The following is a 14174-nucleotide window of genomic DNA, read 5'->3' on the forward strand; positions in this document are numbered from 1 at the left end:
GGAGAGAAACGGGTTCCGGACGTGGAGCCGGCAATCCGGTGCCGTTCCGGATTGTCGGCGAAACAAACGGAATCCGTATAAATTCCCGCCCTGCGGCCCGGCTCACCCCAGCGGTGGGCCGGGCCGTTCCGTGCGATGTGGGTCACATGAACGGCCCGTTGACCTGCGGTCACACCCGCGTCAGCCTCGCGCGTACACTGGGGGCATGAAGCTGCGACGCATCCTGACCACCACCACTGCCCTGCTGTGCGCCGGGTCGGCGTCGGGTCTGACCATTCGCGGCGCCGTGGAGGGCGGCGGGGACGACCTGCGCGTGGCGGGGTTCGTCGTGTCGCCCTTCGGGCAGGTCACGGAGGAGGTCAGTAGCGTGCCGGTCGAGGGCGGCCGGTTCGTGTTGGAGCTTCCCACCACCGCCCCGACCGCGCGGGCGCAGGTGGACCTGACGCCGCAGAACGTCACGTGGCCCGGCGTGATCGACCCGGTGTCCGTGTCCACGCAGGCGCGGGTGGCCGAGATGAAGTTCTTCGTGTACCGCGACCTGAACCGCAACGGCCGCCGCGACGAGGGCGAGGCGCTGCGCGACGTGATGCCGAACGTGGACCGCGCCACGCTGTTCGTGGCCTGGGTGAACACCGACGTGACCGTCAAGGCCAGCAAGGGGTACGAGGCGACCCTGAAGCGCGGCTGGAACGCCCTGATCGTGGACGTGGGCCGCGCCGTGCGGGTGCAGCCGTTCTCGGATTCCACGGTCGTCACGGTACGTCTGGCCCGCTGAATACCCCTCCCGGATCGTGCCTCTGCCTGTGCCGGGCGGGGGCGCGGCCTCTGTATGGAGAGGGTGGGAGTCCAGGCACAGTGGGAGACGGACGACACCAGAATCCAATAAATCGGTCACGATCCGGTAGAATCGTGAAACTATTCACTTACTGACTTTTACCCCTTCCCATCCTGAGAGCAGAGAGACAGACTCCCCCTGCACACCCGCCTGGCGCAGCCCCGGAGCGGCCCCCGCCACCCCGGAGCCACCGGCCGTCAGACCGTCACGCCGAGGGCCGTACGCTCATAGGCCTGGATGTACTGCGGCACGATCCGGCTGGGATGGAAACGCCCCACCGCCGCCGCCCGGCCCGCCGCACCCATCTGCACGTACAGGTCACGGTTACGCAGGATGCGCAGCGCGGCGTCCGCCATGGCGTCCACGTCGCCCACGTCCGCCATGAAGCCGGTCACGCCCTGCTCCACGACCTCCGGAATACCGCCCGCGTTCGACGACACGACCGGCACCTCGCAACTCATGGCCTCCAGCGCCGCCAGACCGAAACTCTCCTGCCGGCTGGGCAGCAGGAACAGGTCGCTGATTCCCAGCACCGTCTCCACGTCCGGGAACGACCCCAGGAAGTGCGTGCGGCCGATCACGCCGAGCTGCTGCGCCAGCTCGAACACACGCGGCCGTTCCGGACCGTCCCCGATCATCAGCAGGCGCGCCGGAATCTCGCTCGCCACGCGCGCAAACACCTGCACCACGTCCTCCGGGCGTTTCACCGGCCGGAAGTTGCTGACATGCACCAGCAGCGCCTCGTCCGGATGCGCGAACCGCGCCCGCACCGCCGGGTCCGTCACCCGCACGAAGCGTTCACTGTCCACGAAGTTATGAATCACCTCAATCTCCCGCTCCACGCCGAACACTTCTTTGGTGTGCTGCGCGAGGTAACTGGACACCGCCGTCACGTGATCGCTCTTCTCGATGGCGTGCCGGGTCGTGTGCCGGAACGCCGGCTCCATGCCCACCAGCGTGACGTCCGTGCCGTGCAGGGTGGTCATCACGCGCGAGCGGCCCGTGATGGCCCGCGCGTGAATGGCGGCCGTGGCGTGCGGAATGGCGTAGTGCGCGTGCGACAGCTCCACGCCCTGCTCGAGAATCACCTCGGTCAGGGTGTTCGCGGCCGCCAGTTCCGGGTACGGCTGATCGAACAACGCGTACGCATAGGCACTCACCTGATGAAAGTACGGGCCGCGCATACCGCCCTGCCCCCCCAGCCGGAACGGCTGAGCCGACCCCACGAAATGAACCTCATGCCCCGCGCGGGCCACCTGCAAGCCCAGTTCGGTCGCCACCACACCCGACCCGCCCGCGCTGGCGTGACACAGCACCGCGACCTTCATGCCCGCCACCCGCGAATTCCACTGCTGTCAACCTGGTTCATGACTGCGGAGTATAGAGGCCCGGCGTCATGGAAAAAGTCGCTCCCGGTGCCATTCGGCGCCCCGCCCGGCAACCTTGCGGAACCCTGACAATCCCGTGTATGAAGACGCCCCGCCCCCGCCAAGACGAAAAAATCACAGTGAGCGCTTCCTGAAACGCTTACAACACACTCATATGATTGCCGTCGTCACCGACTCGACCTGCGACCTGCACCCCGACAGCGCCCGGCAACTCGGCATTCATGTCGTTCCGCTTCAGGTCCACATGCGCGACCGGACCCTCCTGGACTGGCAGGAAGTGGACCCGGACGCCGTGTACGACCACCTGCGCGCCGGCGGGACCGTCACCACCTCGCCCGTACCGGCCGACACCTTCGCCGCCCGGTACCGTGAACTGCTCGCCACGCACGACCAGATCATCAGCATCCACCTGTCCGGCAAACTCTCCGAAACGGTCCGTCACGCCCGGCAGGCCGCCGAGAGCACCGGCGAGAGCAGCCGCATTCACGTCGTGGACAGCGAACTGGCCTGCGGACCCCTCGCCGAGGTCGTCATGGCCGCCCGCGACGCCGTCCAGGCCGGCGCGGACCTCCAGGCAGCCGCGCAGGCCGTCCACACGACCCGCAGCCTCATGCACTCGGAACTCAGCGTCGCCACGCTCGACTACCTGCGCCGCAGCGGCCGCATCGGACGCGCCCAGGCCTTCATCGGAAGCGTCCTGGGCGTGCGCCCCATCCTGAACTTCGACGCCGGACAACTGAAAGCCGTCCGCCGCGCCCGCGTCGATCAGGCAGCCGGCGACATGCTCGGCAACCTGCGCGAACGCTTCGGCACCCGCCCCCTGAGCGTCACCATCATGCACGCCGGACGCGACACCACCCGCATCAACGCCCTGCGCGAAGCGATGACCGCCAGCGGCCTGAACGTCCAGAAGGGCCGCGTGCAACTCATGGGCCCCGTCATCGGCGCGCACGTCGGCCCCGGCGCCTACGGCTTCAGCGTCCTGCCGCTCGACGGCTGAGCCCAAGGCAGAAGGCAGAAGGCAGAAGGCAGAAGGCAGAAGGCAGAAGGCAGAAGGCAGAAGGCAGAAGGCAGAAGGCAGAAGGCAGAAGGCAGAAGGCAGAAGGCAGAAGGCAGAAGGCAGAAGGCAGAAGGCAGAGCCGCGTCACGACTGGACGCGGCTCTGCCTTCAATCGGAGTCGGGATCAGTTGTGGCTGACCGTCTCCAGGCGTTCCAGGTAGGCCTTCCCGCCTTCCACGTCCGCCTCGAAGCCGCTGCCTGCGCCGAACACCAGCGTCTCGGCCAGGGTCTCGCTGGTCAGGTATTCCTGCCAGGCTTCGGCGGCCTCGCGGGCGTCGCCGCTGAGGTCCAGGTGCAGGGCGATGCGGTCCTGCACCTCGAAGCCGGCCTTCTTGCGGGCGTCCTGCACGCCGCGCACGAGGTCGCGGGCAAGGCCCTCGAGTTCCAGTTCGCGGGTGAGGGTGGTGTCGAAGGCGACGAGGTATCCGGCTTCCTCCTGCGCGGCGAAGCCTTCGGGGGACTGGGCGTCCACGAGGACCTCGTCCGGCCCGAGTTCGAAGCGTTCACCGGTGGGGGCCACGACCTCGAACTGCTTGCCGTCGCGGACGAAGCGGGCGACCTCGCTGGAGTCAGCGGCGGCCAGCGCGGCGCGGACCTGCGGGACGGCCTTCCCGAACTTCTTGCCCAGCACCGGGAGGTTGGGGCGCAGCACGTAACTGACGAGTTCCGTGAACTGGTCGATCAGTTCGACCTCCTTGACGTTCAGTTCCTCCTTGATCTGCTCGGCGAAGCGGCCCAGCGCCTGGGTCTGCTCGGCGGTGCGGGCGCGCACCATGACCTTCGGGAGCGGCTGACGCTGACGCATGCCGGTCTGTCCGCGCACGGCGCGGCCCAGGCTCACGACGCGCAGCACGGCGTCCATCTCCGCGACCAGTACGGGCGCGGCGACGGCCTCGTCCACGGTCGGCCAGGAGGTCAGGTGGACGCTGTCCGGCGCCTGCGGGTCCAGGGGCCGCACGAGGTTCTGGTACAGCGTCTCGGCCAGGAACGGCGTGAACGGCGCGGTCAGTTTCGTGACCGTGACGAGCGCGGTGTGCAGCGTGGCGTAGGCGTTGTGGTCGGCGCCGTCGTCGCCGGCCCAGAAGCGGCGGCGGTTGCGGCGCACGTACCAGTTGCTCAGGTCCTCGGTCACGAAGTCCTGCAGGGCGCGGCTGGCCCCGGTCGGGTCGTAGTTCTCCAGCGCGCCCGTGACGGTGGCGGTCAGGGCCTGCACCTTGGCGAGCAGCCAGCGGTCCACCTCGGGGCGCTGATCGGCGGGCGCGGCGGCCTTCAGGTCCGGCTGGTCCAGGTTGGCGTACAGCACGAAGAACGAGTAGGTGTTCCACAGCGTCAGGAAGTAGCTGCGGAACGCCTCGCCGACGAGGTTCATGCCGAAGCGGCGGCTCAGTTCGGGCGGCGCGCTGACGTACATGTACCAGCGGGCGGCGTCCGCGCCGTACTGCTCGAACACGTCCCAGGGGTTCACGACGTTCCCCTTGCTCTTGCTCATCTTCGCGCCCTTCTCGTCCAGGATGTGCCCGGAGCAGATGACGCTCTTGTACGCCACGGAATCGAACACCATCGTGCCGATCTGGTGCAGGGAGTTGAACCAGCCGCGCGTCTGGTCGATGGCCTCCGCGATGAAGTCCGCCGGGAAGCCCCCGTTCTCGAACTTCTCCCTGTTCTCGAAGGGGTAGTGGTGCTGCGCGAACGGCATGGAGCCGCTGTCGTACCAGACGTCCATCACGTACGGCACGCGCCGGAAGGTCTTCCCATCCGCCTCGAAGGTGATGTCGTCCACGAACGGGCGGTGCGGGTCGAAGTCCGGGCCCGTCAGTTCGGGGCGGCCACTCAGTTCGGCCAGTTCGGCGTAACTGCCGACCACGCGGTACTCGCCGTCCTCGGCCTCCCACACGGGCAGCGGCGTGCCCCAGTAGCGGTTGCGCGAGAGGTTCCAGTCGATCAGGTTCTCCAGCCACCCGCCGTACCGGCCGTTGCGGATGTGCGCGGGGTGCCAGTCGATCGTCTGGTTCAGTTCGATCAGGCGCTCCTTCAGGCGGGTGTTGTTCAGGTACCAGCTCTCGGTGGCGTAGTACATCAGCGGCGTGCCGCAGCGCCAGCAGTGCGGGTAGGCGTGCAGGAAGTTCTTTTCCTTCCACATCAGGCCGCGCGCGCGCAGGTCCCGGACGATCTCGGTGTTCGCGTCGCGGAAGAACACGCCCTGCCACGGGCCGAAGCGGTGCTTGCCCTCGCCGTCCACCCCCACGATCACCGGGAAGCCGTAGTTGCGGGCCAGACGCATGTCGTCCTCACCGAACGCGGGCGCGGTGTGCACGATGCCGGTGCCGTCACTGTCGGACACGTAGGTGTCCAGGCCGGACATCCACACGGGCTTGCCCTCACCTTCGGCCTCGTACGCTTCGGTGAAGAGCGGCTGGTACGCTACCCGTTCCAGTTCGCTGCCCCTGAACGTTTGGACGACCTCGGCGTCCTCGCCCAGCACCTCGTCCTTCAGGCTGGCGGCCAGGATCAGCACCGCGCCGTCCCTGTCGCGCGCGGCCACGTACTCGAAGTCCGGGTGGATGGCGACGCCCACGTTGTACGGCAGCGTCCAGGGCGTGGTCGTCCACACCAGGAACGCCGCGCCGTCCTCCAGGCCCAGGCGGGCCGGGTCGGTCAGGCGGAACGGCACGTACACGCTGGGGTCCTGGATGTCCTTGTAGCCCTCGCTGACCTCGGCGTTGCTCAGGGTCGTGCCGTCCTTGGGGCAGTACGGCGCGACGCGGAAGCCCTTGTACAGCAGGCCCTTCTCATTCAGGTTCTTGACGCTCCACCACACGCTCTCGATGTAGTCCTTGTGCAGCGTCATGTAAGCGTCGTCCAGATCCACCCAGTAGCCCATGCGCTCGGTGAACCGGCGCCACTCGGCCTCGTACTCGAACACGCTGGCGCGGCACTCGGCGTTGAACTTGTCGATGCCGTACGCCTCGACCTCGCGTTTGCTGTTCAGGCCGAGTTTCTTCTCGACACCCAGCTCGACCGGCAGGCCGTGCGTGTCCCAGCCGGCCTTGCGGGGCACGTGGAAGCCCTGCATGGTCCGGAAGCGCGGGAAGAGGTCCTTGAAGGAGCGGGCCTGGACGTGGTGCACGCCGGGCTGGCCGTTCGCGGTGGGCGGGCCCTCGAAGAACGTGAAGACGGGGCCGCCCTGGGTCTGTTCCAGTGAGCGTTCGAACACGCGTTCGCGTTTCCAGAAGTCGAGGATGCCCTGTTCCAGCGCGGGGAAGTTCGGGTTGCCCTGCACGGGCGTGAAGAGGGTCTTCTTGTCGGTGGTCATGTGATCTCCGGGTGGGTGGTGAGGGTCGTGATGGGTCGGGCGTCGGAGGCGGGGGTCACCCGCGTCCGAATGGGCGGCCTGGGCCGGGCGGGGCAGAGGGGCGTCGGGTGGGCCAGTCGGGTGCGGTGGATTCGGCTGCGGGGCATGGTCACCTCCGGCGGGGGCGGGTCAGGGAACGGAAAGAGGGGGCGGCTAGTCGACGATGAACAGCGTGGCTCCCACGGCGGTGCTCGACCGGTGCGGTTCGGCGTGGTCGGCCACCTGATACGACTCGCCGGGCCGCAGCGTGAAGGTGCGCCCGTCGGCCAGTTCGGTGTCCAGCTGCCCGGCCAGCACGAGCAGGACGTGGCCCTTCTCGCACCAGTGGTCGGCCCGGTACCCCGGCGAGTACTCGACCATCCGCACGCGGACTGGTCCACCCGGCCCGGCCCCGAACTGCCGGGTGCGCCACACGGCCATGCCGCTTTCGCCGGGGTGTTCGGTGGCGGGCACGTCGGCCCAGGTGGTCACGCCGAAGGGAATGTCGGTCAGTTGCACGGCTCGGTCCTCCGGGGAACGGGAGAGGGGCGGCGGGTCACTCAGCGGACGACGGGGCAGAACGCTGCCTCGTGTGCTGGGACGCGCCGCCCGGAGTCCGGAGCGGGGGCGTGGTACCACCCAACTTCACCGCCCGTCAGTGGGGGGCGGTCTTCATTGCAGGTCCCTCTGCCGGGGGGTGACCGGACGGTTCTACTCGGCCCCGCCAGGGGGGCGTTTCTTCCGTCAGCGCGGGAGGTGATCTTCGGCGTTCGCGGCTGGCGTCAGGCTCTCACCGTCCCTGACTCGCTCCCGCTGCCCTGCGTGGCCTACTGTCCTCACGTTCGCTTCGTGGTTGTCTCACCCCGCTCGGGGGCTGCGCTCATGGTAGGGCGGCAGGCTACGTCGGTCAACGTGTGCGGTCCGCGCCGCCCACCCGGAGTATGCTGAGGTCCGCTCCTTCCCCCTTCCATTCCCTCCTCTCGAAGCGGCCCGCACGTCCCCCGTGAGCCTGCAGGTGTTTACAATGACTGCCAGGGAGAACCTTAATGAAACTCTGTAGCCACAACCTTGACCACCGGCCACGCGCGCCGATTCCGGCCGCCGGGCGCGAGGTCCAGCAGTGACGGACCCCGCCCTGAACAGCCTGCCGTACCATGAACTGCAGCAGAAGATCCTGCCCGAACTGCACCTGATCGCCGCCGGGTACGGCATCGAGAACTACCGCAAACTGAAAAAGGACGCCCTGGCGCTCGCCATCATGGAGCACCAGGCGGACGCCGAAGGGCAGCTGCTCGCGCGCGGATTCCTGGAAATCAGCGCCGACGGGTACGGCTTCCTGCAGGCCGACCTGCTCGACCCGAACAGCCGCACCGTGCTGATCACCGCCGGCCTGATCAAGCAGTTCCACCTGCGCACCGGTGACGAGATCATCGGCCGGGCCCGCAAACCCCGCGAGAACGAACGCTTCGGGTCGCTCGTGCAGGTGGAAGCCGTGAACGGCCTGGACCCCGAAACGGCCCGCCGCCGCCCCCGCTTCGATGACCTGACCCCCACCTTCCCGGACGCGCAACTGGTCCTGGAAGACCCCACCATGGACGACGGCCTGAGCCTGCGCGTCGTGGACCTGCTCGTGCCCATCGGGCGGGGTCAGCGCGCCCTGATCGTCGCGCCGCCCAAGGCCGGTAAGACCAGCCTGCTGAAGAAGATCGCGAACTCCATCGTCAAGAACTACCCGGACGTGACCGTCATGGTCCTGCTGGTCGACGAGCGCCCCGAGGAGGTCACGGACTTCCGCGAGAGCGTGCAGGGCGCGCAGGTCATCGCCAGCACCTTCGACGAGCCGCCCCAGCATCACGTGCGCGTCGCGGAGTTCGTGCACGAACGCGCCCGCCGCATCGTGGAGGAGGGCGGGCACGTGGTGATCCTGCTGGATTCCATCACGCGACTGGCGCGCGCGAACAACCTCGTCACCCCGCCCACCGGACGCACCCTGTCCGGCGGTCTGGACAGCAACGCGCTGCACTGGCCCAAGCGTTTCCTGGGCGCGGCCCGCAACATCCGCGAGGGCGGCAGCCTGACCATCCTGGCGACCGCCCTGGTGGAGACCGGCAGCCGCATGGACGACGTGATCTTCGAGGAATTCAAGGGCACCGGCAACGCGGAACTCGTGCTGTCGCGCCGCCTCGAGGAACGCCGGATCTTCCCGGCGCTGGACATCCTGAAGTCCGGCACGCGCCGCGAGGAACTGCTGCTGCAGCCCGAAGTCCTGAAGAAGATGTGGCTGCTGCGCAAGGTCATCAGCGACATGGACCCGGCGGACGCCATGGAAATGCTGCTGTCCCGCATGGGAAAAACCCGGAACAACGTCGAATTCCTGCAGGGCCTCGCCGGCGGTTGACGTTGTCTATTCTCGATTCTGGAGTTCACACTTGCCCTTCCTTCCTTCCCGCGGCCTGACCTTCCGGGCCGCCGTGACGGCCGCGCTGCTGCTGGTCCCCCAGGCCGGCGCGCAGCAGGCCACGCCCCTCGAACAGCTCACCGCGCCGCTGCAACCGAACCTGCAGGTCCCGGCGGACCTCGTCCTGGACCGCATGCCGGTCCGGAACCTGGAGGTCGTCACGGACGGCCGCACCGCCGCCGGGAGCCTCGCGCGGCGTTACGGCGTCGCGCCCGGCGCGGTGCGCCTGCTGGACCGCCGCGACGGACTGCGCCTGTTCCGGGTGCAGTTGCCGCAGCGTGAAACGGCCCGGCAGCCGCAGCGTCCCGCGTCCGTCCGCACGTACGTCGTGCGGGCCGGCGACACCATGGGCCGCGTGGCGAACCGCTTCGGCCTGAGCCTGGTGGACCTGCTGAGCGCCAACCTGGACCGCACCAGCCTGGACGACCTGCCGGTCGGTTCGACCCTGAACGTCCCGACCGGCCAGCCGGGCCTGCTGGTCCGCATCAAGCCGGGCCAGTCGGCGCTGTCCCTGATCGCCGGGTACGGCGCGGACCTCGTGGCGACCGCCCGCGCCAACGACGTGCTGCCCACCGAGTTGCAGGTCGGGGACGAACTGCTGCTGCCGGGCATCCGCGCCGAGAACTTCGCGCAGACCCTCGCGGAGAAACGCGAGGCCGAACGTCAGGCGCAGCTCGCGCGGGAACGGCAGCAGAAGTACGAACGGTACCTCGCCTGGAAGAAGCAGAAGGAACGCGAACGCCTCGAGGAGAAGTACGCGGCGCAGGCCCGTTACGAGAAGTACCTCGCGTGGAAGAACAGCCCGGAACGCCGCGCGCAGGTGGAAGCCTACGAACGTCAGGCGCAGTACGAGGCGGCGCAGGCCGCCGCCCGCACCCGGCAGGCCACGGCGGCCCAGGCGTCACGGGCGGCCGTCACGGCGGCCAGTTCCGGCAGCGTCCGCTCCGGACTGGCGTGGCCCATGCGGTCCTACCGCCTGACCAGCCGCTACGGTGAGCGCGACATCGCCTTCCACCGGCAGTTCTTCCACGGTGGGATCGACCTGGCCGCGCCGTACGGCACGCCGATCTACGCGTCGGCGGCCGGGACGGTCACGCAGAGCGGGTACGGCGCGTTCGGCCTGAACGTCTGGACGACCGGCGGGGACTCCACGCTGATCTACGGGCACATGAGCCGCGCGGCCGTGTCGGTCGGCCAGCGGGTCGAGCAGGGGCAACTGCTGGGTTACGTGGGCTGCACCGGCGTGTGTACCGGCCCGCACCTGCACTTTGAGGTCCGGATCGGCGGAGAGACCGTCAACCCGCTGGGACTGCTGCCTTGACGTACCCCGGCGCGCGCCTGAACCTGCTCGTGGTGGACGACGAGGAGCAGATTCTCGAGCTGCTCGACCTGACCCTGACCATGCAGGGGTTTCACGTGTTCCCGGCCGCGAACGGTCCGGCCGCGCTGGATCAGCTGGCCCGTCACGCCGTGGACGTGATCGTCATGGACGTCCTGATGACTCCCTGGGACGGGTTCGACACGGTCCGCCGCATGTTCGACCGGCAGGGGGCGGCGTTGCCGCCGGTGGTGTTCCTGTCGGGGCTGGCGCGGCCGGCGGTCATGCCGGAACTGGGGGACGGCGTGATCAGCGAGTATGTCGTCAAGCCGTTCCGCCCGTCGCAGCTGGTCGAGGTGATCGAGCGGGCGTACCTGCGCGGCCAGCAGCGAGCTCCCTGATACCCACCCAGATCTGACCCCACCCAGTCTCTGAATCTGACCCTTTTTCTGGGGTCAGATTTCTTCTATGGTGCGGCCATGAGTGAAGTCACGACCGGAACCCCCGCCCTGAAACAGGGCTTTGCCGAGATGTTCAAGGGCGGCGTCATCATGGACGTCGTCACGGCCGAGCAGGCCCGCATCGCCGAGGCCGCCGGCGCGACCGCCGTCATGGCCCTCGAACGCGTCCCGGCCGACATCCGCAAGGACGGCGGCGTGGCCCGCATGAGCGACCCCAAGATGATCAAGGAGATCATCGGCGCCGTCAGCATTCCCGTCATGGCCAAGGTCCGCATCGGGCACATCGTGGAAGCGCAGATCCTCCAGGCGCTCGGCGTGGACTTCATCGACGAGTCCGAGGTTCTGACCCCCGCCGACGACCAGTTCCACATCCTGAAGACCGACTTCAAGGTGCCGTTCGTGTGCGGCGCCAAGAACCTCGGCGAGGCGCTGCGCCGCGTGGGCGAGGGCGCGAGCATGATCCGCACCAAGGGCGAGGCCGGCACCGGCAACGTCATCGAGGCCGTCCGTCACGCCCGCACCGTGCTCGGCGAGATCAAGCACATCCAGGCCCGCCCGGCCGAGGAACTCATGACCGTCGCCCGCGACCTCCAGGCGCCGTACGAGCTGGTGCGCTACGTGCACGAGCACGGCAAGCTGCCGGTCGTGAACTTTGCCGCCGGTGGGGTCGCCACGCCCGCCGACGCCGCCCTGATGATGCACCTGGGCCTGGACGGCGTGTTCGTCGGCAGCGGCATCTTCAAGAGCGACAACCCGGAGCGCCGCGCGCAGGCCATCGTGAAGGCCGTCACGCACTACCAGAACCCGGACGTGCTGGCCGAGATCAGCGAGGACCTGGGCGCCCCCATGACCGGCATCAACATCGACGACCTGATTCCGGCCGAGCGTCTCGCCAGCCGGGGCTGGTAAGCCGTGACGGCGCCCCGCATCGGCGTGCTGGCCCTGCAGGGCGCGTTCCGTGAGCACCGTCAGCGTCTGGAGGGTCTGGGCGCGGCGGTCACGGAGGTCCGGCTGGGCCGCGACCTGGGCGGCCTGTCCGGCCTGATCCTGCCGGGAGGGGAGAGCACCACCATGGCCCGCCTGATGACCGAGTACGACCTGTGGGAGCCCGTGCGGGCCTTCCACGCGGCGGGCGGGCACCTGTGGGGCACCTGCGCGGGCGCGATCCTGCTGTCCCGCGACGTGCAGGGCGCCCCCCCGCAGTTCGGGCGGCAGGACAGCCTGAACCTGCTGGACGTGACCGTGCAGCGTAACGCCTTCGGCCGGCAGATCGACTCGTTCACGACCGACCTGCCCGTGCGCGGCCTGGACGGCGCGTTCACGGCGGTGTTCATCCGCGCTCCGGCCTTCACCCGTGTCGGGGACGGCGTGGAGGTACTCGCCGAGTACGGCGGGCAGGCGGTGATGGTCCGTGCGGGCCGCGTGACTGCCAGCGCCTTCCACCCGGAACTGACCCCGGACGCCCGCCTGCACGAACTGTTCGTCCAGCGGTGCGCCGCGCCGGTCCCGCTGGCCTGATCCGCCTGGGCGGGGGCCGGGGGTGGAGTCCTGCGGGACGTCGCCCTTAGCCCCCTTTGACCCGCTTGCAGGATGGGGTCGATCAGGCGAATCATTATTTCACGATCTGGCAAAATCGTGAATCATTTCACTAGCATTAGTCACTCTCGATTCCATCCGCTGACGAACCGTAAGGTCATCGCAACACCCGGACCGCCCGACTCGCCTATGCTGCCCTCGTGAGTTCAAGCACCTTCAGGCAGGACGGCCGGTCCCTGCACGTCACCGCCAGCGGAAAGGGACCCCCCACCGTCCTGATCCACGGCCTGAGCGGCTCGCGCGGCTGGTGGCGGTACAACATCCCGGCGCTGCGGGCGCAGTCGCGGGTGTACTCGCTGGAACTCAGCGGGTACGGACACGCCCGCCGCCAGCGGTCCCTGAGCGTGCGCGACATGGCGGCGCTGGTGGCCGCCTGGATGGACGCCGAGGACCTGCGGAACGTCACGCTGGTCGGGCACTCCATGGGGGGGCACATCAGCATGCACGTCGGGGCGCTCGCCCCGGACCGCGTGCGGAACCTCGTGCTGGTGTGCGCCAGCGGCCTGCTGCGCTCGCGGGCGTACCGGGCGGCGCTGCACCTGCCGCACGCGGCCCTGATCGGCCGTAAACGGTTCCTGACGCGGGTCCTGACTGACGCCGTGCGGGCCGGACCGCTGAATCTGTGGCGCAACGCGGTGGACCTGCTGAACGACTCGGTGCAGGACAGCCTGCCGCTGATCCGGGCGCGCACGCTGATCATCTGGGGTGAGCGGGACGTGCTGGTGCCGCTCGCAGTGGGGGAGTTGCTGCACGGCGCGATTGCCGGTTCCCGCCTGGAAGTGGTCGAGCGGGCCGGGCACATCGTGATGGTGGACGCCCCGCAGCGATTTAACCGCCTGTTGCTGGACTTCATGGCGCAGGGCCCGGAAGGTCAGGGTACGGAGCGCCGTGGCTGACGGTCGTCCGCTGCTGCTGCCGGTGAACGGCCTGCTCACGCACGCCTGGATGCGCGGGGAGGGCCGCCCGCTGGTGATCGTGCCGGGCCTGGGCTGCGCGTCGTGGATGTACGCCCGGCTGGCGCGCGAACTGGCGCGGGAACGCCGGGTGTTCGTGTACGACCCGCCGGGCCACGGCGCCAGCGAGGGCCGCCGGGACTTCCCGGTGTGCATCTCGCACCTGACCGATCACCTCGCGGCGTGGCTGGAGGTCATGGACCTGGGCGGCGTGCCGCTGCTGGGCCACTCGCTGGGGGGGGAGGTCGTCATCGATCTCGCCGCGCGTTACCCGACGCTGGTGTCGGCCCTGATCGCCTGCGCGCCCACCGGCATCCCGGAGAACCCCAGCGTTCGGATGCAGCTGCTGCGGCTGCTGAGGGACCTGCCGCGCGAACGGCCGGGTCTGCTGGGGCCGGGCCTGCGCGCCTACCGCCGCAGTGGAGCGAGGCGGATGCTGAAACTCGCCCGCGACCAGGAGGCCCACATGACCGGCCCGCTGCTGGGGCAGGTGCGGGTGCCGACCCTGCTGCTCGACGGCCGCGCCGACCCGGTCATCCGTTCCTGGACGGTCCGGCGGATTCAGCAGGACCTGCCGGACGCCGTCGTGCGTGAGGTGCCGGGCGCGCCGCACGGACTGACCGACACGCACCCCAGGGCCGTGGCGAGCTTCACCCTGGACTTTCTGCGAAATCAGGGCCTCTGACGGGCAGGGGTTGGCTGATGGGCAATACCAGCCAATACTTTCACGAATCCGGCAAATCGTGAATGATTTCACTTCGTGCTATGTACTGA

Annotated in this window: 13 protein-coding genes; 9 read left to right on the forward strand and 4 right to left on the reverse strand. The window is 68.9% G+C overall.

The features are described 5' to 3' along the window. Positions 1–205 precede the first annotated feature (205 nt). Complete coding sequence (locus CBQ26_RS06010; protein ID WP_088247601.1) at positions 206–775, forward strand: hypothetical protein; 570 nt, start codon at positions 206–208, stop codon at positions 773–775. A 257-nt stretch (positions 776–1032) separates the two neighbouring features. Here the strand turns inward: CBQ26_RS06010 and bshA are convergent, their stop codons facing one another. Further along, complete coding sequence (bshA, locus tag CBQ26_RS06015; RefSeq protein ID WP_088247948.1) at positions 1033–2163, reverse strand: N-acetyl-alpha-D-glucosaminyl L-malate synthase BshA; 1131 nt, start codon at positions 2161–2163, stop codon at positions 1033–1035. A 214-nt stretch (positions 2164–2377) separates the two neighbouring features. On the opposite strand from bshA, the gene CBQ26_RS06020 reads away from it, so the two are divergent. Continuing rightward, on the forward strand, positions 2378–3223 hold the full coding sequence (locus CBQ26_RS06020) for a DegV family protein (RefSeq protein WP_088247602.1): 846 nt from the start codon (positions 2378–2380) through the stop codon (positions 3221–3223). 184 nt (positions 3224–3407) lie between these two features. Here the strand turns inward: CBQ26_RS06020 and ileS are convergent, their stop codons facing one another. Genes ileS through CBQ26_RS06035 form a run of 3 tightly spaced genes read right to left on the reverse strand, consistent with a single transcriptional unit; the run spans position 3408 to position 7133 of the window. Further along, positions 3408–6596 carry an isoleucine--tRNA ligase gene (ileS, locus tag CBQ26_RS06030; protein ID WP_088247603.1) on the reverse strand — a complete coding sequence of 1063 codons (3189 nt, stop codon included), beginning with the start codon at positions 6594–6596 and terminating at the stop codon, positions 3408–3410. After that, positions 6593–6742 carry a hypothetical protein gene (locus tag CBQ26_RS21745; protein ID WP_172417933.1) on the reverse strand — a complete coding sequence of 50 codons (150 nt, stop codon included), beginning with the start codon at positions 6740–6742 and terminating at the stop codon, positions 6593–6595. The genes ileS and CBQ26_RS21745 overlap by 4 nt, the downstream gene beginning before the upstream one ends. A gap of 46 nt (positions 6743–6788) precedes the next feature. Further along, the gene (locus CBQ26_RS06035; protein ID WP_088247604.1) at positions 6789–7133 is read right to left on the reverse strand and encodes a DHCW motif cupin fold protein; all 345 of its coding nucleotides are present in this window, start codon (positions 7131–7133) and stop codon (positions 6789–6791) included. Between the two features lie 601 nt (positions 7134–7734). Here CBQ26_RS06035 and rho point away from each other — a divergent pair. From rho to CBQ26_RS06070, 7 genes are all read left to right on the forward strand, one after another. After that, positions 7735–9012 (forward strand): transcription termination factor Rho, encoded by a 1278-nt coding sequence (gene rho / locus CBQ26_RS06040; protein WP_088247605.1) that lies wholly within the window; start codon positions 7735–7737, stop codon positions 9010–9012. A 31-nt stretch (positions 9013–9043) separates the two neighbouring features. After that, positions 9044–10393 carry a M23 family metallopeptidase gene (locus CBQ26_RS06045; protein WP_229844014.1) on the forward strand — a complete coding sequence of 450 codons (1350 nt, stop codon included), beginning with the start codon at positions 9044–9046 and terminating at the stop codon, positions 10391–10393. Then, positions 10390–10791: a response regulator gene (locus CBQ26_RS06050; RefSeq protein ID WP_229844015.1), complete on the forward strand. Its 402-nt coding sequence runs from the start codon at positions 10390–10392 to the stop codon at positions 10789–10791. The genes CBQ26_RS06045 and CBQ26_RS06050 overlap by 4 nt, the downstream gene beginning before the upstream one ends. Before the next feature lie 78 nt (positions 10792–10869). Then, positions 10870–11760, forward strand: a complete 891-nt coding sequence (gene pdxS / locus CBQ26_RS06055; RefSeq protein ID WP_088247606.1) for a pyridoxal 5'-phosphate synthase lyase subunit PdxS — start codon at positions 10870–10872, stop codon at positions 11758–11760. A gap of 3 nt (positions 11761–11763) precedes the next feature. Further along, a complete protein-coding gene (pdxT, locus tag CBQ26_RS06060; RefSeq protein ID WP_088247607.1) occupies positions 11764–12369 on the forward strand; it encodes a pyridoxal 5'-phosphate synthase glutaminase subunit PdxT in 606 nt (201 codons plus the stop codon). Positions 12370–12587: 218 nt separating this feature from the next. Beyond that, positions 12588–13343: an alpha/beta fold hydrolase gene (locus tag CBQ26_RS06065; RefSeq protein WP_088247608.1), complete on the forward strand. Its 756-nt coding sequence runs from the start codon at positions 12588–12590 to the stop codon at positions 13341–13343. Beyond that, positions 13336–14085, forward strand: coding sequence for an alpha/beta fold hydrolase (locus CBQ26_RS06070; protein ID WP_308430589.1), 750 nt, complete (start codon positions 13336–13338; stop codon positions 14083–14085). Before CBQ26_RS06065 ends, CBQ26_RS06070 begins: the two co-directional genes overlap by 8 nt. Positions 14086–14174: the final 89 nt, after the last annotated feature.

The sequence above is a fragment of the Deinococcus indicus genome, assembly GCF_002198095.1.
Classification (GTDB): domain Bacteria; phylum Deinococcota; class Deinococci; order Deinococcales; family Deinococcaceae; genus Deinococcus; species Deinococcus caeni.